We start from the raw sequence: 19399 nt of genomic DNA on the forward strand, positions 1-19399 counted from the left end.
ACGCCAGGGGTCGATCAGGGGAGGGAGAGATCCTGGAAATCCCTGATGTTGCGGGTGACGATCGTGCAATCATGCGCGATGGCGGTGGCGGCGATCATCGCGTCGCGATAAGGGCGGGTGCGGGGATGCATGAGGTGGGCGAAGATCTTGGCCGACCTGTGATCCAAGGCCAGGATGCGCGTGTCGAAGAACGGTAGAATATCGTGATAGCCGAGATGCAAAGTTCAGCGGCATCGACCGAGTCTATGAACTCAACGACGCGCTGGTCAGCCTTGTTGATTTTGATCTTTCGAAGCTCGGACAGCACATTGGTGTCGAGCAAGAACATCAATCGAATTCCGCCGGACGGAGAATGCTGTCATCCAATATGACCGGTTCGAAATCCTCGACAGCGCCGCCATGTCTGGAAAGCCGTTCCGAATTTTTGAGGCAGCGTTTCAAAAGAAGTTCGTATTCTTCTGGAGAAATCCACACACCGGCCTGCTTTCCTTCGTCGAACACGAAGACCGGCCCTTCGGAGGCCAGTTCGCGCGCTTTCTTTAAATCCCGTGTAAACTCGCGTGCGGACATCACCGTCATGACAGCCTCCCATAAGCAGACAATCTATCAGGCTCCGAGCCTCTCGCAAAGTCCTTCAGGCTTTTGCGGTGTCACTCGATCATATGTCTAGGCGTCACCCCTCCAGCGTCTTCTTCACCGCCTTGTTCCAGCCCTCGACCTTGGCCTTGCGGGTCTCGTCGTCCATCTTGGGTGTGAATTGACGGTCGAGCGCCCAGGAGGAGGAGAAGCCGGCCATGTCGGGCCAGACGCCGGCGCGGGAGCCGGCGAGCCAGGCGGCGCCGAGCGCGGTGGTCTCCAGGATCTGCGGCCGGTCGACGGGCGCGTCGAGAATGTCGGCGAGCGCCTGCATGGTCCAGTCTGAGGCGACCATGCCGCCGTCGACGCGGAGAACCGTGTCCTTGTCGTCCGCCTGCCAGTCCTTGTGCATGGCGTCGAGCAGATCGAGCGTCTGGTAGCAGACGCTTTCGAGCGCGGCGCGGGCGAATTCGGCCGGGCCGGAGTTGCGCGTCAGGCCATAGATCGCGCCGCGCGCTTCGGCGTCCCACCAGGGCGCGCCGAGCCCTGTAAAGGCGGGCACCAGATAGACTTGTTGGTTCGGGTCGGCGCTTTCGGCGAGTTCGGCAGTCTCGCCGGCGGATTTGATGATCTTCAACCCGTCGCGCAGCCATTGCACGGCGGCGCCGGCGATGAAGATCGACCCTTCCAGCGCATAGGTGGTCTTGCCGTCCAGGCGATAGGCGATGGTCGTCAGAAGACGGTTCTTCGACGGCACGCGGTCGGCGCCGGTGTTGAGCAGCGCGAAGCAGCCGGTGCCATAGGTGGATTTCAGCATGCCCGGCTTGAAGCAGGCCTGGCCGATGGTCGCCGCCTGCTGGTCTCCGGCAACGCCGAGGATGGGGATTTCAGCGCCAAAGAGATCCGGCGTCGTCACGCCGAAGTCGCTGGCGCAATCGCGGACTTCCGGCAGCATGACAGAGGGAATGTCGAGCAGGCCGAGCAACTCCTCATCCCAGGCATTCTCGGCGATGTTGTAGATCAGCGTGCGCGAGGCGTTGGTGGCGTCGGTCAGGAAGCTCTTGCCGCCGGTCAGCCGCCAGAGCAGGAAGGCGTCGACGGTGCCGAAGCAGAGCTCGCCCTTTTTCGCCCGCTCGCGCGCGCCCTCGACATGGCCGAGCAGCCAGGAGAGTTTGGTGCCGGAGAAATAGGGGTCGAGCAGCAGGCCCGTCTTCTCGGTGAACAGCGGCTCATGACCAGCGGCCTTCAGGTCTTCGCAGAATTTCGCGGTGCGGCGGTCCTGCCAGACGATGGCGTTGTGGATCGCCTTGCCGGTGGCGCGATCCCAGACGACGACCGTCTCGCGCTGATTGGTGATGCCGATCGCCGAGATGTCGGAGGCCTTGAGACCGCCCTCCGTAAGCGCCGTGCGCACCGACCAAAGCGTCGATTCCCAGATCTCTTCGGGATCATGCTCGACCCAGCCGGATTGCGGGAAGATCTGGGTGAATTCCTTCTGGCCGCGCGCCACGGCCTTCATCTCGCCATTGAAGACGATGGCCCGGCTGGACGTGGTGCCCTGGTCGATCGCCAGAATGTAACCGCTCATTGGATCCTCCCATCCTTTTTCCAATTTTCAATCTGAACTCAAAACGAAAGTCAAAGGAAAACAAACGCGCCTTCCACATCTGCGCGCTCGCGAGAGTTTGACCAAAAGGTAAACACGGGCAAAATTGACTCTTGCGCTTTTGTGCATCTGCGCACAGGCTGCTGCGTTAAGATCAAATCGCGACTGGCGGCATCATGATTTCACGCACCACAATCCGCTTTCTTTTGAATGGCGACATGGTCGAACTCGGGGGATCTCGCCCCGTTTGACGCTTCTCGACTGGCTGAGGCTCGATCGGCGGCTGACCGGCAGCAAGGAAGGCTGCGCCGAAGGAGACTGCGGCGCCTGTACGGTGCTGGTCGGGCGGCTGTGGCAAGGACGCCTGGTGTATGAGAGCGTCAACGCCTGCATCCGCTTCATGGGATCGCTCGATGCGACGCATGTTGTAACGGTCGAACATCTCAAGAGCCCCGAAGGCATGCTCAATCCGATCCAGCAGGCGCTGGTCGATTGTCACGGCTCGCAATGCGGCTTCTGTACGCCTGGTTTCGTGATGTCGCTCTATGGCCTGTGGCTGTCCGAGGACAATCCGTCCCGCGCCCGCATCGAGCAGGCGCTGCAAGGCAATCTCTGTCGCTGCACAGGCTATGAGCCGATCGTGAATGCGGCGGAGCAGGCGGCCCGTCTCAGGCCCTCCGACGTCTTCGATCCGATCGAGGCGACGCGCCACCGGGTGACGAAGGAACTCGCCGCGATCAAGGCGCTGGGTTCGGTCGAGGTGATCAAGGGCGACGACGCCTTCTTCATTCCCTCGACGACGGCTGAACTCGCCGATTATCTCGCCCGGCATCCGCACGCCACCATCGTCGCCGGCTCCACCGATGTCGGCCTCTGGGTGACCAAGCAGATGCGGCCGATCAATCCGGTGGTGTTCATCGGCGGGCTCGACGCGCTCCAGACCATCGAGCGCAAGGATGGCGTCACGCGCATCGGCGCCGGCGTCACCTACTCGCAGGCGCTGAGCGCGCTGTCGGCCTCGCATCCGGCCTTCGGCAAGCTTTTGCCGCGCATCGGCGGCGAACAGGTGCGCAACATGGGCACGATCGGCGGCAATATCGCCAATGGCTCGCCGATCGGCGATACGCCGCCGGCGCTGATCGCGCTCGGCGCCAGCGTCACCCTGGCGTCTCGGGAAGGTCCGCGAACGCTGGCGCTCGAAGATTTCTTCATCGACTATGGCAAGCAGAATCGCCAGCGCCACGAATTCGTCGAGAGCGTCAGCGTTCCCGACCTTCCTGAAAATGCCCATTTCTCGGTCTACAAACTCTCCAAGCGCCGCGACGAGGACATCACCGCCGTGCTGGGCGCGTTTCTTCTGCGGCTCGACGGCGAAGGCAAGGTCGCCGAGATCAGGCTTGCCTTCGGCGGCATGGCCGGCACGCCCAAGCGAGCGGCTTCGGTCGAGGCTGCTTTGACCGGGCAGGCGTGGACCGAAGCCAATGTGCTCGCCGCCGCAGCCTCGATGGCAGAGGACTTTTCGGCGCTCAGCGATTGGCGCGCGAGCGCAGACTATCGCATGACCACGGCGCGAAATCTGTTGACGCGCTTTTATCTGGAAACGCAGGGCGAGGAAGCAGAACTCGTCCGCCGCGTTGCGGGAGGCTCCCGATGAACAAGATCGACATGACCTTCAAATCCGAGATCTCGGGCTCGATGCATCGGGATCGCCGGCATGACAGCGCGCATAAGCATGTCACCGGCGAGGCCGATTATATCGATGACATGCAGGCGCCCGAGGGCACGCTGCATATGGCGGCGGGCCTCACCGATCGCGCCCATGCCGAGATCCTGGAAATGGATCTGTCCGAGGTAGAGGCGATGCCGGGCGTCAAGCTCGTGCTGACTCACAAGGATATCCCAGGCCACAACGATATCGGTCCCGGCCATACCGGCGACGAGCCGCTGCTGGCCGAAAAGAAAGTCGAATTCCACGGCCAGATGGCGTTTGCCGTGGTGGCCGAGACCCGCGAGATCGCCCGCGCGGCGGCCCGCAAGGCCCGCTTCACCTATCGCGACCTGCCGCACGCAACCGACATTCTCGACGCCCGCTCCCTCGATTATCCCACCGTGACCAAGCCAATGACGCTCAAGCGCGGCGACGCGATTTCGAGTCTCGAAAAAGCGCCGCGGCGGCTCAAGGGGCAGATGCGGATCGGCGGACAGGAGCATTTCTATCTCGAAAGTCATATCGCGCTCGCCATTCCCGGCGAGGATGACGAGATGACCATCTGGTCCTCCACCCAGCATCCCTCGGAAGTACAGCATATGGTGGCGACCATCCTGCATGTGCCCAATCACGCCATCACCGTGATGACCCGGCGCATGGGCGGCGGCTTCGGCGGCAAGGAGACGCAGGGCAACCAGTTCGCCGCGCTCGCGGCCATCGCCGCCCGCAAGCTGAAGCGCGCCGTGAAATTCCGTCCCGACCGCGACGAAGACATGACCATGACCGGCAAGCGGCATGACTTCCTCGTCGAGTATGAAACCGGCTTCGACGACGACGGCAACATTCTCGCGGTGAAGGCCAATTACGCCGCCCGCTGCGGTTTCGCCGCCGACCTTTCGGGACCGGTGACGGACCGCGCGCTGTTTCACGCCGACAACGCCTATTTCTATCCCGACGTGCTGCTGACCTCGGAGCCGATCAAGACCAACACGGTCTCCAACACCGCCTTTCGCGGTTTCGGTGGACCGCAGGGGCTCGTCGGCGCCGAAAGGATCATCGAGGAAGTGGCCTATGCGCTCGGCAAGGACCCGCTCGAGATCCGCAAGAAGAATTTCTACGCGATCGAGGGCGACGAGCGCTGCCTGACGCCCTATCACCAGAAGGTCGAGGACAATGTCATCCACCGGATCGTGGATGAGCTGGAAACCAGCGCCGATTATCAGGAGCGCCGCGCCGCGATCGTCGACTTCAACAAGACCTCACGGGTCATCCGCAAGGGCATCGCGCTGACGCCGGTGAAATTCGGTATCTCCTTCACCTTCACGCCCTATAATCAGGCGGGCGCGCTGGTGCATATCTATCAGGACGGCTCCATCCATCTCAATCACGGCGGCACGGAAATGGGGCAGGGCCTCTACACCAAGGTCGCCCAGGTGATCGCCGACGAATTCCAGATCGATATCGAGCGCGTCAAGATCACCGCCACCACCACCGGCAAAGTGCCGAACACCTCGGCGACGGCGGCATCCTCCGGCTCGGATCTCAACGGCATGGCGGCCTATGACGCGGCGCGCCAGCTGAAAGACCGGCTCTATTCCTTCGCGGCGGAAAAATGGGGCGTGCCGGCGGCGTCGGTCGAGTTTCTGCCCAACCGCGTGCGGGTCGGCGACGAGGAAATCCGTTCCCGACTTTCATCAAGCAGGCCTATATGGCGCGGGTCCATCTGTCGGCGGCGGGGTTCTATAAGACGCCGAACATCCATTGGGATCGCGCCAAGGGCATGGGCCGGCCGTTCTTCTACTACGCCTATGGCGCGTCCTGCTCAGAAGTCTCGATCGACACGCTGACCGGCGAATACATCATCGACCGCACCGATATTCTTCACGATGTCGGCAAGTCGCTGAACCCGGCCATCGACAAGGGCCAGGTCGAAGGCGCTTTCGTGCAGGGCATGGGCTGGCTGACCACCGAGGAATTGTGGTGGGACGGCAAGGGACGCCTCAGGACGCATGCGCCGTCGACCTACAAGATCCCGCTCGCCTCCGACCGTCCCGCCATCTTCAATGTCGACCTGGCAGAATGGTCGGAAAACCGCGAAATGACTATTGGCCGCTCCAAGGCGGTGGGCGAACCGCCCTTCATGCTGGGCGTCTCCGTGCTGGAAGCGCTGTCGATGGCGGTGGCCTCGGTCGGCGGCTACAGGCGCTGCCCGCAGCTCGATGCGCCGGCGACGCCGGAGCGCGTGCTGATGGCGGTGGAGCGGATGCGGAAGGCCTGACCATCAATGCCTGACGCCCATCTACCCGCCGGCGACCTCTATTTTATCGAGGTCGTCTCCGCCAAGGGCTCGACGCCGCGCGATGCGGGGGCCTTCATGCTTGTGGGCGCAGCGTCCATCCACGGCACCGTCGGCGGCGGGCATCTTGAATTCGATGCCATCGATCTCGCCCGCGCGATGCTGAATGACGGTCGCGCTGAGCAGCGCATGGATTTCACCCTCGGCCCCGACACCGGACAATGCTGCGGCGGACGCGTGACGCTGAGACTGCGGCTGCTGGATCAGGCACTGAGGGATGAGATCGAAGCGCGGCTGACGCGCGAGGCCGCCGGCGCGCCGGATGTTTATCTGTTCGGCGCCGGTCATGTCGGGCGCGCGCTCGCGCGGGCGCTCGCAGTTTTGCCGTTGCGGCTCACCGTCATCGAAAGCCGACGGGAAGAGCTCGATCTTCTCGATCCTGGGATCAATAGGCGTCTGCTGGCCATGCCGGAAGAGGCGGTGGCGGCGATCCGGCCGGGCGGGGCGGCGGTCGTTCTCACCCATGACCACGCGCTGGATTTCCTGATCGCTTCGGAAGCGTTGTTGCGGGACGATCTCGCCTATGTCGGCATGATCGGCTCCAAGACCAAGCGCGGCGTCTTCGCCTCCTATCTGCGCGATTCAGGCCATGGTCCCGACCTGATAGACCGTCTGATCCTGCCGATCGGCGGCGAGCGGCTGCGAGACAAGCGGCCGGACGTGATTGCGGCGCTGGTTGCTGCGGAACTGCTCGAAACGCTGCTTTCGCCTGATCAATCCAACAAGGGGCAATAGGCTCGGGCAAGTCTCGAACGGCAAAGCTCGGCAATGGCCATGCAGGAAAACGGAATGAACCATATCGACGCGGTCCGCGCCCAGCGCGACAGATTGGCGCCGCTCGTCGAGGCGGCGCTCGATTTCGCCAAGCGTCGCGACGCGCCGATGCTGGCCGAAGATCGCGCGCGCGGCGATCAGCTCGTGGCGACCGCCCATCAGGCGTCGTTCAATATCGCCGAACTCTTCCTGCGCCTGGGCCAGGTCAACGAGGCGGCGGATCTCTTTTCGCAGACATTGAGCCTCGGCGTCGAGGTCGGGCTGCTCAACGCCCGCATCGGCGCGATCCATCTCCGCAACCAGAATTATGTCGCCGCGGCCGCGCATTTCGAAAACGCGGCGCGACTGGAGCCCGGCGTGGCCGAACATGCGATCCAGTTGGGCCGCGCCCTGTTTCGGGCGGGCAAGATCTGGAAGGCGCGCGAAGCGCTCGAGGCGGCGCTGGCTTTGGAGCCGGACAGCGTCGCCGCGCTTACGGAACTGGGCTCGATCTGCATAGCCTGCCGCGACGCCCGCCGCGCCGCCGATCTCGGCCAGCGGGCGCTCACCCTCGATCCCGGCAATGCCGAGGCGTTGCGTCTGCTCGATCTGGTCGAGGCGTGACGTCGCTCTTCAGTTCGAAGCGCTGAACTGAAGCGGCCAGGACGGGGGGCTCGCTTGCGACGCCGTCGCAATTCACCTTTTCGCGATATTCCATGAGCTGGAATTCCAGGGTTTCCCCGGCGCATCCATCAGCCGGAAGACGCGATAGACGCCGCAATCGCCGCCGCCGCTGCCGAGTTCCGTCGATATGAACAGGCCCCGCTCCGGCTTCACCTCGGCGCTCATCATCTGGACATTGTTTTCGCCTTCCAGCGCCGGCGGATTGGGCAGGGTCAGCAGCGTCGCCCAGTCGCCGGGCGGATCCTGGGTAATGGCGAAGACGCTCGATCCCTGATAGGCGCCGAGGAAGCAGGGGACTTCCCAGAGTATGGAGCTTTCCGACAGCTGATAGCGCTGGCCGGGATAGGCGAGCGTTTCGGGGTCGCTGCATTGGTCGGGCGCGTAAGTGGCGATCTCCTTGCGGACGGCGGCCGGCACGTCCTGGGTCGAGGCCAGGAGTTTCGGCGCGCCGATCGGAAGTCCATCGGGTCCGGCATAGGCAAGGGCGGCGGGCGCGGCCGGCGTGCTTTCCGCCGGGGGATCTGTTTGCGATGGCGTCGCGTCGGCGCTCGCCGATCCGGGACAGCCGATCACGCCCTTGGCGCTCGCGACGAAAGGCGGCAGATCCTCCCGAACCACGATGATGCGGGCTCTGTCGACGGTCACCAGCGATCCTTCTTCCGACGCCTCCATGATGTGCAGGACGACATGGGTAGCGTCATCGTCGCTGGAATACAGGCGATAACCGAGCCGCGAGGGAAGGTTGATGTCGCCGCGCGCCGTCTCCGTCAGCGCAAGCGGCTCCTTGCCGATTTCGATCCGGGCCTGGGTCGGCTTTCCCTCGCCGTCATAGGGCATGTAGAGGATATAGGCGTATTGGTCGGCGTCCGGGTTCTTGTTGCGTTGCCAGAAGGCGAGATGGCAGGCGCTCAGGCCCCCTCGATTTCCTGCTTGCCGAACAGTTTCAGATCGATCGACGGCTCGTCGGCCTGCATAGTTTCAGTCGTGGCCGAAATCATCAGCAACGCGGCGCACGCCCTCGCAAATAGCCTCATTGTTTCCTCACCCCCGAGCATTCCTCAATCCCCACGACAGGACCATTCTCCAATTTCAGGCTATCGTCATAAAGGCGTCGCGACAAGCGACTTCGCCAAGGCGCGCCCCGGCTCGGCGAACGGGCTCCCGGATGGAGGGAGGGCGCCGGGATCACGCTAATTTCTGTGCGCTGCATCATCGGCCCTTTTCAGGACCCCCGCTCTTCTGCAAAGTTGCGAGTCGAATAAAAGAGGGGATTGGAATGTACGATTACGCCATGGCCTGGGAATGGTTGGCTTTCGCGGTGCGCTGGCTGCATGTCGTCGCGGCGATCGCCTGGATCGGCTCGTCTTTCTTCTACATCGCCGTCGATCTCGGACTGGTCAAGCGGCCGGGCCTTCCCGCCGGCGTCTATGGCGAGGAATGGCAGGTGCATGGCGGCGGCTTCTACCAGATGCAGAAATATCTGGTGGCGCCCAAGGAAATGCCCGAACATCTGACCTGGCACAAATGGGAAAGCTATACGACCTGGCTTTCCGGCTTCGCCATGCTGGCGGTTGTCTATTACGGCGGCGCCGATCTCTTCCTCATCGACCGCCATCTTCTCGATGTGCCCAACTGGGCAGCGATCCTGATCTCGATGGGCTCGCTGTCGATCGGTTGGATTTGTTACGACACGCTCTGCAAGTCGCCGCTCGGCAAGCACACCTGGTGGCTGATGGCGATCCTGTTCGTGCTGCTGGTGGCCATGGCTTGGGGCTATATGCAGATCTTCACCGGCCGCGCCGCCTTCCTGCATCTCGGCGCCTTCACCGCCACGATCATGTCGGCCAATGTGTTCTTCATCATCATCCCCAACCAGAAGATCGTGGTGGCCGATCTCAAGGCCGGCCGCGCCGCCGATCCGAAATATGGCGTGATCGCCAAGCAGCGCTCGCTGCACAACAATTACCTGACGCTGCCGGTGATCTTCTTCATGCTGTCGAACCACTATCCGCTGGCGTTCGCCACGCAATATAGCTGGATCATCGCCGGCCTCGTCTTCCTGATGGGCGTGTCGATCCGTCACTGGTTCAACACCGTGCATGCCCGCAAGGGGCATCCGCACTGGACCTGGCTGGTCACGATCCTGCTCTTCGTGCTGATCATGTGGCTGTCGACCGTTCCCAAGGTCCTGACGGGGGAGGAGGACGCCAAGCTGTCGCCGATGTTCGAGAAGTTTCGCAACGACGCGCATTTCGCCCAGGTGGTCGAGACCGTGTCGTCGCGCTGTTCGATGTGCCATGCCGCCGAGCCGGTCTGGGACGGCGTGGTGTTTCCGCCCAAGCAGGTGATGCTGGACACGGACAACCGCATCGCCATGCATGCCCGCGAGATCTATCTGCAGGCCGGCCGCAGCCACGCCATGCCGCCGGGAAATGTGACCGAAATCTCGCCCGAAGAGCGCAAGCTCCTGACCGCCTGGTATGAAAGCGCTCTGGCGGCGAAGACGAACTGACCGTCTTCGTCGAACAGGTCCGCGCCAGCTTGCGGCTTTAGCTCTCGGTCTTCTCTGTTCCGCGCGCTCCGCCGATGATTGACAGGAAAGCGACCTCGCCATGACCTCTCCCAGCCCGCAATCCGGCGTCGACGCCCAGGCGATCATTCAGCAAATGGTCGCCAAAGTGGTCAATGTCACGGACCCCGCCAAGCTGTCGGCGATGGTCGGCGAGTTGATGACTGGCCTGCCTGATCCTCTGCAGCGGCAGATCGCCTGCTCCGTCGGACTGTCCAATCCGCTCTATGCGCCCGATGACGCCTATGCCGCCCGAATGTGGCGCGGCCAGCAGATCGGGCTGACCGAATTCGCCGACATCGTCCTGCGCTTGAAAAAGGCGGTGCAGACGGTGCGTGCGCCGCGCCTTCTGCTGGCTTGCCCACGCAAGACGGCCTCCACCTTCCTGTCCGCCGTGCTGGTGCATGCGCTCGGCGCGCAGGAGTCGCTGCTGACGCTGCCTGTGGCGCGGCTGCAGAACGCCGGCGCCCTGGGCGCCGCCATGCGCGAACACGAGATGGACGAATTGGCTCTTCTGCGCGCCTGCTTCATTCCCAACGGCTTCGTGTCGCAACAGCATGTCCGCTGTACGCCCTATCTCGCCGCGCAATTGGCTCTCTATCAGGTCAAACCGATCCTTCTGAAACGCAATCTCATGGACTCGCTGGTCAGCCTCGACGACATGTGCCTGGAGGCGGCGCGCTCGCACCCCGCCGACAAATTCTATTTCTATACGCATCTGCCGCATGCCTATAAGGACATGCCGGACGACAGGCGGATGGCGACACTGATCCGTCTCTACCTGCCGTGGTATCTGTCCTTTTATGCTTCCTGGAGAAAATGCGAGGCGATGGGACAGGTTGCCCCGCTCTGGATCTCCTACGAAGACGACATCAAGGGCGAACCGGCCGAGCTCGCCGAAAAGCTCGCCGGCTACATTGGCGGGGCGGCCACCGCCGAGCGCATCGCCGCGGCCATCGTGGCCAATACCGGAAAGCCGACGTTGAAATTCAACAAGGGCGTCGTCGGGCGTGGAAAACGCATGTCGGACGCCAACAGGGATATGGTTCGCGACTATGTCGACCTGTTCGAGAACGAGGTCGATTTTTCCGATCTGATCGACTGATCCGACGTCTTCACGCAGGCTGTTGCGCTGTTTGCTGACCCGATAGGGATGCTGCTTGAGCATTGCGCCCCGTTTCGCTAGGCTTTCTTCATATTCTGTTCCAGCCAAGGGTTTTCATGAAACCGCTCCTTATCCGCGCGCGCCTGTTGTCCTTCCATCACGAACCGCAGGGTCTCGGCGACGCCGCGTCCTATCGCTATATCGAGGACGGCGGACTGCTGGTCGCGGAGGGCAGGATTGCCGATCTCGGCGAATACGCCGATGTCGCCGCGCGGGCGGCTGCGGATGTGGAAACCGTCGATCATCGTCCGCATCTGCTGACGCCCGGCTTCATCGACATGCATCTGCATTTTCCACAGATGCAAGTGGTTGGCTCCTACGCCGCCAATCTTCTGGAATGGCTGAACACCTACACCTTCGTCGAGGAGCAGCGCTTCGCCGACCAAGCGCATGCGGCGCGCATCGCCGTGCGCTTCTTCGACGAGCTGATCCGACACGGCACGACCACGGCGGTGGCCTATTGCTCGGTGCATAAAGTGTCGGCCGACATGTTCTTCGCCGAGAGCCTGAGACGCAATATGCTGATGGTCGGCGGCAAGGTTATGATGGACCGCAATGCGCCGGAAGGGCTGCGCGACACCGCCCAGCAGGGCTATGACGAGACCAGGCAGGTGATCGCCGATTGGCACGGCAAGGGCCGCAACCACGTCGCGATCACCCCGCGTTTCGCCATCACCTCGACGCCCGAGCAGATGGAGGCCTCGCAAGCCTTGGCGCGGGAATATCCGGACCTGCATATACAGACGCATCTGTCAGAAAATCACGACGAGATCCGGTTCACGCAGGAGCTTTACCCGGCGGCCAAGGACTATACCGACGTCTACGCCCATTACGGCCTTCTGGGGCAGAAGAGCCTGTTCGGCCATTGCATCCATCTCTCCGACCGCGAGGCGGACGCCATGAGCGAGAGCGGCTCGGTCGCCGTGTTCTGCCCGACGTCAAACCTGTTTCTCGGCTCGGGCCTTTTCGGTCTCAAGCGCCTGACACAGCGGGAGAAGCCGGTGCGCGTGGCGGTGGCCACCGATATCGGCGGCGGCACCTCCTATTCCATGCTGAGGACGCTGGATGAAGGTTACAAGGTGCTGCAGTTGCAGGGCGAGCGCATGACGCCGTTCGAAAGCTTCTACCGCATGACGCGCGGCAACGCCGAGGCGCTCGGCCTTTCGCATCGCATCGGCGCGCTGGAGATCGGCCATGACGCCGATTTCGTGGTGCTGGACGCTGGGGCCACGCCGGCCATGGCGCTGAAGATGGAAGTCGTCACAACGCTGGCCGAGGAACTCTTCCTCTTGCAGACGCTGGGCGACGATCGCGCCATCGCAGAGACCTATGTCGCAGGCCAGCCGGCAAAATCTCGGTTGCCCGGCTGACGGCCGAACCCTATTCTCGGCTGACAGAAAATGCGGGGATTTTCATGGTCGCCAATCTCGGCCTGGGCGCGCTGGTCATATCGCTGACGGTCCTCATCCACACCTGGGGATTGATGGCGGTGACGCATGTGATGACCTGGCTGACCGGCCGCTTCCGGCTGCACGGCCATCGCAGTCGCGTGCTGGCGATGAACACGGTGGTGATCGGCATCTTCGCCGTGTTGACGGTGCAGGTCTGGCTTTGGGCCGCCTGCTACACGCTGCTCGGCGTCGTCGCCGATTTTCCCACCGCGCTCTATTTCTCCACCATCACCTTTTCCACCGTCGGTTATGGCGACGTGGTGCCGGCGCATGAATGGCGGCTGTTCGCCGCCCTCGAGGGCGTCAACGGCTTTCTGCTGATCGGCTGGTCGACGGCCTATCTGATCGCCGCCGGCATAAGGGTCGGTCCCTTCAGGTCAGGCGAGCATTTCTAGATTAGCGTCTTTTCCATGAAGACGCTGAGCGGATCCGGCAGGTAATCGGCGAAGGCCCCGCGCTTGACATAGCCGGAGCGCTCGTAGAGCCCCAGCGCCTCGTGGTTCTCGATGCCCGTTTCCAGCCGGATCACCGAGATGCCGGCGCCGGCGGCGCGGGCTTCGAGATGGGCGAGCAGCGTTTTGGACAGGCCGCGACCACGGGCGGCGGGCGCCACCCACATGCGCTTGAGCTCCGCCCAGCCGTCATTGAGCGCGATGGCCCCGGTCCCCACCGCTACTCCATGTTCGGTGCGGGCGACCACGAAACGGATATGGGTCGCTCGCAGCGTCTCGATGGGTAAATAGTGGTTGCTTTCGGCGGGATAGAGTGCGGCGCCATAGGCTTCGCCATCTTCCAGAAGCTTGAGCACATCCGGCTGGCCGGGATCTTCGAGAGAGAGGTGAAATATCATAGGGGCACAATAGCTGTCATCACAACGACGGTCCAGCGAGAGCCAGACCAAAGACAAAACCACGGCGGCCGTCAAGCGCGCCACGGCTCGAAAGCTTGTCGGACAGTCAGCGTGTGGTCAACGCGTTAGGCCGTGGCGAGGCGACCTGCTTGAGCGCAAGCATCGCCAGGAGCGCCGCGACATAGGCGGCCAGTTCCATGCCGTCGGGCCGGTCGAAATAGCCGATCAGCGTGTGCAGCACCCGGCCGACCATGGAATCCTGCGACAGGACCCACGACGTATCCCAGAGCGGATCGGTCCATTGCATCAGATAGCCGGCGCTTTGCAGGAAGGTCACGGCTTGGGCGGCGAGGCCGGCGGCCAGCAGCGAGATCAGCAGGGACAGCGACCCGAACAGATAGCGCATGGGGATGGAGATCAGGCCGAGATAGAGGAGCGTCGACACCGCCGCGCCGCCGGCGAGGCCGAGAAGACCGCCGATGAGGATATCGCTCGCGCTGTCGCCGCCGGCGGAGGCGACGCCATAGAGAAACAGCACCACTTCCGACCCCTCGCGCATCACCGCGACGCCGCAGACCACTGCGAGCGCCCGCATCGGCCGCGTGCCCTGGGCCACCTCGGCGCCAAGCGTCTTGAGATCGCGCGCCATTTCCCGGCCGTGGCGCGCCATCCAGGCATTATGCCAGGCGAGCATGCAGACCGCGAGAAGCAGGATCGCGGCGTTGACCAGTTCCTGGCCCGCGCCGTCGAACAGACCGGCGATCGCCTCGGCGAACACCGCCACGAGCAGCGCGCCCGCAATGCCGAGCGCCACGCCGCCCGCAAGCCAGGGCAGCCTGTGGCTGAGACCGCGCGTGGCGGCGAGGGCGACGCCGAGGATCAACCCGGCTTCGAGCATTTCCCGGAAAACGATGATCAGCGCGGAAAGCATGGGATCATTCCGCCACGATCACGCCCTGGGCGGTGTCGGAGTGATACTCGCCCATGAAATGATAGTCGCCCTTGGCCAGCGGCCTGAGACGGATGATCCCTGTGGCATGACCGGCGACGACCTTCTCGGTCTTGAGGTCATGCGAGTCGAATTCTTCCGGCGTGCCGTCCTCGTTCTTCATCACGATCTGGATCGGCTTTCCCGCCGGTACATGAATTTCGGCCGGATCAAATTCGTGTTCGTCGAGCGTCAGTTCGATCTGGCCGGACGCATTGGTCGGCGTCATGCCGGCGGCGTGTGCGAGGCTGGCGGCTGAGGTTACGAGAAGAAGGGAGATGAGGATTCGAAGGCTCATAGGCGTGCTCCGTGCCGGCCCCAATGAAAGTGGATGGCCGATGTCCGGTTTTCTTGGCCTCGAATATGGCCGGAACATGGCGGCATCGGACAGGGAGAGGCGCTTGCGCGAGGAGGTTCCGGCGACGTATGATGGAGATACGAACCGGCGAGGCGAGCATGCAGATGAAAGTGGATGTGGAAGCATCGCTGCTTGAGCGCGCGATGAAAGCGACAGGCGAAAATCGGAAAGAGACACCGTCGAACAAGCCCTGCGTGCGGCCATCGATCGTGGCGAGCGGCAAAAGGCGCTGGAAGCGCTTCGCGGAGCGGGTTGGAGCGGAAATCTCGACGAGATCCGAGAAGGCTGGAATGTGTGAAGGTCGTCGTCGACACATCCGTCTGGATTGACTGGCTGAGAGATTTGCGCACTGAAGAAACAGGGCGTCTCAGCGACATAGTCGACAAGGATGAGCTGTTGCTAGGAGATCTGGTCCTCTTGGAGATCCTCCAAGGCGCGCGGGACGAAGGCCATGCCGGCAGGCTTGAGCGGTTGTTGCGGCGCTTCACGATCGTCAACATGCTCAACGTCGATATCGCTGTCGCCGCGGCGGCCCATTTTCGCTTTCTGAGGAGTAGAGGCGTGACCGTCCGCAAAACGCCTGATCTGATCATTGGCGCTTACTGTCTGGATCAAGGCTGCGCTCTTCTCCATTCCGACCGCGACTATCAGCCGATGGTGGAGCATCTTGGCCTGAGGCAGTGGTGACGACAATAATCGGCGCCGCCGATGATTGGCGATCTTCGGCGGCGCTCCGTTGGCTGGCGTCAGGTGGCCCTCGTTCCTGTCATCGGCAGGGCCATCAACCCACCTTCACATGCGCCATCATGCCCTGAACCATGTGATAGAGATGGTGGCAGTGAAAGGCCCAGTCGCCTTGCGTTCCGGCGTCGAAGGCGATGGTCACGGTCTTCATCGGCGGGACCAAGACGGTGTCGCGCAGCGCGCCGGAGAGGGGCGCGCCGTCGATGGCTGTCACCTGGAAATGATGGCCGTGCAGATGCATCGGGTGTGCCATCATCGACATGTTCATCATGCTGATTTCGATCCTCTCGCCCGGCGCCGCCGTGATGTCCTCCGCGCCCGCCATGCCCCAGCGATAACTCGCCATGTCGCCGGTCAGGTGGACCATGAAGCGCTTTGCGGCGGCTTTAACGGGAAGCGGCGCGGCGGCCTGCAGTTTTGCTTCGAAGGCGAGATCGAGAACCGGGCCGGCGGTTTCGCCCAGAGGCGCGATTTTTCGCGTCGCCGCGCCTTTGGTGGCGAGAACAAGCCCCGTTCGGTGCGCGGTCCCCTCGCGGCGAGCGAGGATCGGGAAGGAGCTACCGTCCTTGGGAATGTCGAGGAGGAGGTCGACGCGCTGGCCCATGGTGAGCGGGAACAGTGTCGCCTCGACCGGCGTGATCGGCTGGCCGTCGACCGCGACCGCTTGGGCCGTGAGCGCCCCGGTGTCGATGGTGAAGCCGGTCGAGGCCGCGCCGTTGATGATGCGCAGCAGGACGCGGCCCGCGCGCTCGACCGTTACGATTTCGGGATCGTCGAGCGTGCGGTCATTGGCGAGATAGGCGTCGTATTCGATGTCGTTGAGGTCCATCGCCATCATCGACGCGCTCATGCCGGAGGCATGGTCCATGGAGCCATGCCCCATCGCGTCATGGTTCATCGAACTGTGGTCCATCGTTCCGTGATCCATGGCGCCATGTTTCATGCCGCCATGCCCCTGGCCCGAGGTCAGACGTCCCAGCAGTTCCTCTGCCGGCGTGAAGGAGAAGTCGTGCAGCAGCATGACGACCTCCTGGCGGTCCGCGGTCAGATCCTCCTTCGAATGAACGATCAACGGCGCGGCGAGCAGGTTCTGTTCCTGCAGCGAATGGGCATGCATCCAGTAGGTGCCGGGCCGGTCGAGCGGGAAGTCATAGGCTCTCGTCTCCCCGGGCTTCAGCATGCCGCCGGCATGGGCGACGCCGTCCTGATCGATCGGCGGGGTCAGCCCGTGCCAATGCACGATCGTCTCCTCTTTGAGCCTGTTGGCCAGATCGACGCGGAAGCGCTCACCCGGCGAAAATGTCAGGCCGGGGCGGCCGTCGGGGGCGGTGAGGCCAAAGACGGTCGCGGCGCGGCCATTCACCTCGAGCGTGCGGGTGGAGATGGTCAGGGCGCGTGCGGCGGCCCGAGCAGGGGCGGGCAGGCCGAAGGCTGCGCCGCCGGCGAGCGCGACGGCGCCCGCGAGAAAACCTCTGCGTTTCATGGAATGTTTCTTTCGTCTGATCTGTCGAAGGCGGCGGGTCGAGCGCCGCGGCGGGTCGTCAAACGAAAGAGGCGATGGGAGGCTCGAGCCCGGGGGCGAGGTCGCGGCCGATCAGCCGAGCCTGCAAGGACGGGGCCGGCCGCTGTGTCTCTGCAGCGCGCGCGATGTCTATGCGCGGCTCCGCCGGGAGCGACAGAAGCGAGGCGAGGCACCAGGCGGCGCATTTCTCCGCGGCGCCGTCATGATCTCCGACATGGCCGGTGGGGTTGTCCATCATGGCCGCGTGGTCATGCTGCATCATGGCGTGATGAGCGGGGACGGCGTCTGCGGGTTCAGGCGCGCGCCAGGCGCCCGGCAGGGAGATCAATCCCGCCAGAAGGCCCAGCACCATCAACAAGAGCGGCAGACGCGGCATGGTTCGTCCCGTGTTTACCGGTCGATCATAAACCCGAAGCGCCGCTTCGCCAAGCGCCGCAGCGTCGCAGGATGATCACGCCTCGGCCTGCGCGGCGACCGGCGAGCGCCTGAGGCGATCGATGTCGCGGGCCGGCGGGGCGCCGAACAGGCGCTTATATTCGCGGCTGAACTGCGAAGGACTGTCATAGCCGACCGTATGGCCGGCGCTGGCGGCGTCGAGCGACTGGGTCAGGATCAGCCGGCGCGCCTCCTGCAGTCTCAGCCGCTTTTGATATTGCAGCGGACTCAGCGTGGTCGCCTCGCGGAAATGCTGATGCAGCGACGACGGGCTCATGCCGGAGACCGAGGCGACATCCTCGATGCGGATCGGCCGGTCGTAGTGCTCCTTGATCCAGTTGATGGCGCGGCCGATGTGGCGATGATGATTTTCCGGCGTCAGCGCCCGTCTGATGCAGCAGCCCTGCGGCCCCTGGAGCAGGCGGTAGATGATCTCGCGCTCGATCAACGGGGCGAGTTCGGCGATGTCGTCGGGCGCGTCACTCAGCTTCAGCAGCCGGATCGCGGCGTCGAGTAGCGCCTCCGGCGTCTCGCCAAGCGCCGCGCCGAGCTTGGCGTCGCTCTTTGGAGCGCCCGGATATTTAAGCAGCATCTCGGCGCAGAGCTCCATATCGAGATCGAGTTTTAGGCAAAGATAGGGGTGTCCGCGCTCGCCTCGATCACCTGGCCCACCACCGGCAGGTCCATCGACACCACCAGATGCTGGCCCGGGCCGTAGGTGAACAGCTGGTCGCCCATCGTCACCTGCTTCCTGCCTTGCGCAATAAAGCAGATCGAGGCGGAGTGAACGCCATGCGCCGGCTCCGACGGCGACGACAGTTTCGCCGTGAAAAGCCTGGGAACGCCGGTGGCGGCGATGCCGTCCGCCTTGGCGTAATGTGCAATAAGAAACGCAAGCTCCTGAGATTTCTTCATCTTGTCACCTTGGGAACCATTTTTCGCCCGATTTCATGGCTTATTACTAGCACGTCCGATCGGGACAGGAAATGGTTGCATGCTAACCTTTGTAGGAATGTGCAATCCTTCCGGAGGATCGGTCTACCGCTGCGGCCGCCTGTTCCCCCATATTGGCCGTGTTGCACAAAACGACGAACCTGAGATGGAAGGAGCACGATTATGAAAAACGACCAGCTTCACATCGCCATTAGATGGGATGTCCCGCTCAGGATGTTCAAGACGTTGCGCGACAAAATCATAGCGTTCAACGAGGAGCGCGAGCGGCAGGCGGAAGCGAGGTGGATCAATGGCTGACGGTGGATTTTTGATCAATGCAATGGCGGTGGTGTTCTCGATGATCGCGGCGTTCGGAATCTTCGGCAAGGCGTTTGGCGACACCGTCAAGCGCAAGCAGGAGGTGCGCGCCGAAGAGGTCGACGTGGTCAATCGCCTGGTGGGCATGTGGATCACCGGCGACGGCCAGGTGCAGCGCGAAGTGCGCGCCGATGGCCGCTTCGTGGAGCGCAATGCGGTCGTCGACCGCCCGACCCGCCAGGGCCGCTACGAGATCGACGGCGACAAGGTCGCCTATTACGACGACGCTGGTTTGCGCAGCGACGGCGTCTATAAGGACGGCATTCTCTATCACGCCGGCATGATCTTCTACCGGCGTTGAGTCGAAGCGAAGATACGAAAAA

The 19399-nt window shown here is 63.2% G+C and carries 20 protein-coding genes and 3 pseudogenes; 12 read left to right on the plus strand and 11 right to left on the minus strand.

Annotation, left to right across the window (positions count from 1 at the left end; translation table 11 throughout):
* Positions 1 to 14: 14 nt before the first annotated feature.
* From H2O14_RS28940 to glpK, 3 genes are all read right to left on the minus strand, one after another.
* Positions 15 to 221: a PIN domain-containing protein gene (locus H2O14_RS28940; RefSeq protein WP_312858621.1), complete on the minus strand. Its 207-nt coding sequence runs from the start codon at positions 219 to 221 to the stop codon at positions 15 to 17.
* A 106-nt stretch (positions 222 to 327) separates the two neighbouring features.
* Positions 328 to 579, minus strand: coding sequence for a prevent-host-death protein (locus H2O14_RS17970; protein ID WP_182828721.1), 252 nt, complete (start codon positions 577 to 579; stop codon positions 328 to 330).
* A 94-nt stretch (positions 580 to 673) separates the two neighbouring features.
* Positions 674 to 2164, minus strand: coding sequence for a glycerol kinase GlpK (glpK, locus tag H2O14_RS17975; RefSeq protein ID WP_182828722.1), 1491 nt, complete (start codon positions 2162 to 2164; stop codon positions 674 to 676).
* A 194-nt stretch (positions 2165 to 2358) separates the two neighbouring features.
* Between glpK and xdhA the strand changes: the two are divergent.
* From xdhA to H2O14_RS17995, 4 genes and pseudogenes are all read left to right on the plus strand, one after another.
* Positions 2359 to 3836 (plus strand): annotated as a pseudogene (gene xdhA, locus H2O14_RS17980) (xanthine dehydrogenase small subunit).
* Positions 3833 to 6168: pseudogene (gene xdhB, locus H2O14_RS17985) on the plus strand (xanthine dehydrogenase molybdopterin binding subunit). Before xdhA ends, xdhB begins: the two co-directional pseudogenes overlap by 4 nt.
* Positions 6169 to 6174: 6 nt before the next feature.
* Entirely contained in the window at positions 6175 to 6981 is an 807-nt protein-coding gene (gene xdhC, locus H2O14_RS17990; RefSeq protein ID WP_182828723.1) for a xanthine dehydrogenase accessory protein XdhC, read from the plus strand.
* A gap of 54 nt (positions 6982 to 7035) precedes the next feature.
* Positions 7036 to 7623, plus strand: coding sequence for a tetratricopeptide repeat protein (locus H2O14_RS17995; protein ID WP_182828724.1), 588 nt, complete (start codon positions 7036 to 7038; stop codon positions 7621 to 7623).
* A 72-nt stretch (positions 7624 to 7695) separates the two neighbouring features.
* Here H2O14_RS17995 and H2O14_RS18000 read toward each other — a convergent pair whose 3' ends face one another.
* Entirely contained in the window at positions 7696 to 8520 is an 825-nt protein-coding gene (locus tag H2O14_RS18000) for a DUF1176 domain-containing protein (protein ID WP_182828725.1), read from the minus strand.
* Between the two features lie 439 nt (positions 8521 to 8959).
* Here H2O14_RS18000 and H2O14_RS18005 point away from each other — a divergent pair, with 439 nt between their 5' ends.
* The 4 genes from H2O14_RS18005 to H2O14_RS18020 all read left to right on the plus strand — a co-directional run bounded on the left by H2O14_RS18005 (position 8960) and on the right by H2O14_RS18020 (position 13263).
* Entirely contained in the window at positions 8960 to 10195 is a 1236-nt protein-coding gene (locus H2O14_RS18005; RefSeq protein ID WP_182828726.1) for a urate hydroxylase PuuD, read from the plus strand.
* Between the two features lie 100 nt (positions 10196 to 10295).
* Complete coding sequence (locus H2O14_RS18010) at positions 10296 to 11357, plus strand: hypothetical protein (RefSeq protein WP_182828727.1); 1062 nt, start codon at positions 10296 to 10298, stop codon at positions 11355 to 11357.
* A 116-nt stretch (positions 11358 to 11473) separates the two neighbouring features.
* Positions 11474 to 12787, plus strand: coding sequence for a guanine deaminase (gene guaD, locus H2O14_RS18015; protein ID WP_182828728.1), 1314 nt, complete (start codon positions 11474 to 11476; stop codon positions 12785 to 12787).
* Positions 12788 to 12831: 44 nt separating this feature from the next.
* Complete coding sequence (locus tag H2O14_RS18020; RefSeq protein ID WP_182828729.1) at positions 12832 to 13263, plus strand: potassium channel family protein; 432 nt, start codon at positions 12832 to 12834, stop codon at positions 13261 to 13263.
* On the opposite strand, the gene H2O14_RS18025 is transcribed toward H2O14_RS18020, so the two are convergent.
* The 3 genes from H2O14_RS18025 to H2O14_RS18035 all read right to left on the minus strand — a co-directional run bounded on the left by H2O14_RS18025 (position 13260) and on the right by H2O14_RS18035 (position 15004).
* A complete protein-coding gene (locus H2O14_RS18025) occupies positions 13260 to 13718 on the minus strand; it encodes a GNAT family N-acetyltransferase (RefSeq protein ID WP_182828730.1) in 459 nt (152 codons plus the stop codon). The genes H2O14_RS18020 and H2O14_RS18025 overlap by 4 nt on opposite strands.
* 106 nt (positions 13719 to 13824) lie before the next feature.
* Entirely contained in the window at positions 13825 to 14649 is an 825-nt protein-coding gene (locus tag H2O14_RS18030; protein WP_182828731.1) for an FTR1 family protein, read from the minus strand.
* A 4-nt stretch (positions 14650 to 14653) separates the two neighbouring features.
* A complete protein-coding gene (locus tag H2O14_RS18035) occupies positions 14654 to 15004 on the minus strand; it encodes a cupredoxin domain-containing protein (RefSeq protein WP_182828732.1) in 351 nt (116 codons plus the stop codon).
* Between the two features lie 158 nt (positions 15005 to 15162).
* Between H2O14_RS18035 and H2O14_RS18040 the strand changes: the two genes are divergently transcribed.
* Positions 15163 to 15393 carry a hypothetical protein gene (locus H2O14_RS18040; protein WP_182828733.1) on the plus strand — a complete coding sequence of 77 codons (231 nt, stop codon included), beginning with the start codon at positions 15163 to 15165 and terminating at the stop codon, positions 15391 to 15393.
* Complete coding sequence (locus H2O14_RS18045; RefSeq protein ID WP_182828734.1) at positions 15359 to 15751, plus strand: PIN domain-containing protein; 393 nt, start codon at positions 15359 to 15361, stop codon at positions 15749 to 15751. The genes H2O14_RS18040 and H2O14_RS18045 overlap by 35 nt, the downstream gene beginning before the upstream one ends.
* Before the next feature lie 94 nt (positions 15752 to 15845).
* Here the strand turns inward: H2O14_RS18045 and H2O14_RS18050 are convergent, their stop codons facing one another.
* The 4 genes and pseudogenes from H2O14_RS18050 to H2O14_RS29490 all read right to left on the minus strand — a co-directional run.
* Positions 15846 to 17291, minus strand: coding sequence for a multicopper oxidase family protein (locus H2O14_RS18050; protein WP_182828735.1), 1446 nt, complete (start codon positions 17289 to 17291; stop codon positions 15846 to 15848).
* Between the two features lie 58 nt (positions 17292 to 17349).
* Complete coding sequence (locus H2O14_RS18055; RefSeq protein ID WP_182828736.1) at positions 17350 to 17706, minus strand: hypothetical protein; 357 nt, start codon at positions 17704 to 17706, stop codon at positions 17350 to 17352.
* Between the two features lie 75 nt (positions 17707 to 17781).
* Complete coding sequence (locus H2O14_RS29485; protein WP_409526959.1) at positions 17782 to 18042, minus strand: helix-turn-helix transcriptional regulator; 261 nt, start codon at positions 18040 to 18042, stop codon at positions 17782 to 17784.
* Between the two features lie 183 nt (positions 18043 to 18225).
* A pseudogene (locus H2O14_RS29490) lies at positions 18226 to 18680 on the minus strand (AraC family transcriptional regulator); the annotation flags it as partial.
* Positions 18681 to 18881: 201 nt separating this feature from the next.
* On the opposite strand from H2O14_RS29490, the gene H2O14_RS28520 reads away from it, so the two are divergent.
* Both H2O14_RS28520 and H2O14_RS18065 read left to right on the plus strand, forming a co-directional pair.
* Positions 18882 to 19016, plus strand: coding sequence for a hypothetical protein (locus tag H2O14_RS28520; RefSeq protein ID WP_263822906.1), 135 nt, complete (start codon positions 18882 to 18884; stop codon positions 19014 to 19016).
* The gene (locus H2O14_RS18065; RefSeq protein WP_182828737.1) at positions 19009 to 19377 is read left to right on the plus strand and encodes an Atu4866 domain-containing protein; all 369 of its coding nucleotides are present in this window, start codon (positions 19009 to 19011) and stop codon (positions 19375 to 19377) included. The genes H2O14_RS28520 and H2O14_RS18065 overlap by 8 nt, the downstream gene beginning before the upstream one ends.
* The last annotated feature ends 22 nt before the right edge of the window (positions 19378 to 19399 follow it).

Source organism: Rhizobium sp. G21 (assembly GCF_014158035.1).
In the GTDB taxonomy this organism is placed as follows: domain Bacteria; phylum Pseudomonadota; class Alphaproteobacteria; order Rhizobiales; family Rhizobiaceae; genus Rhizobium_E.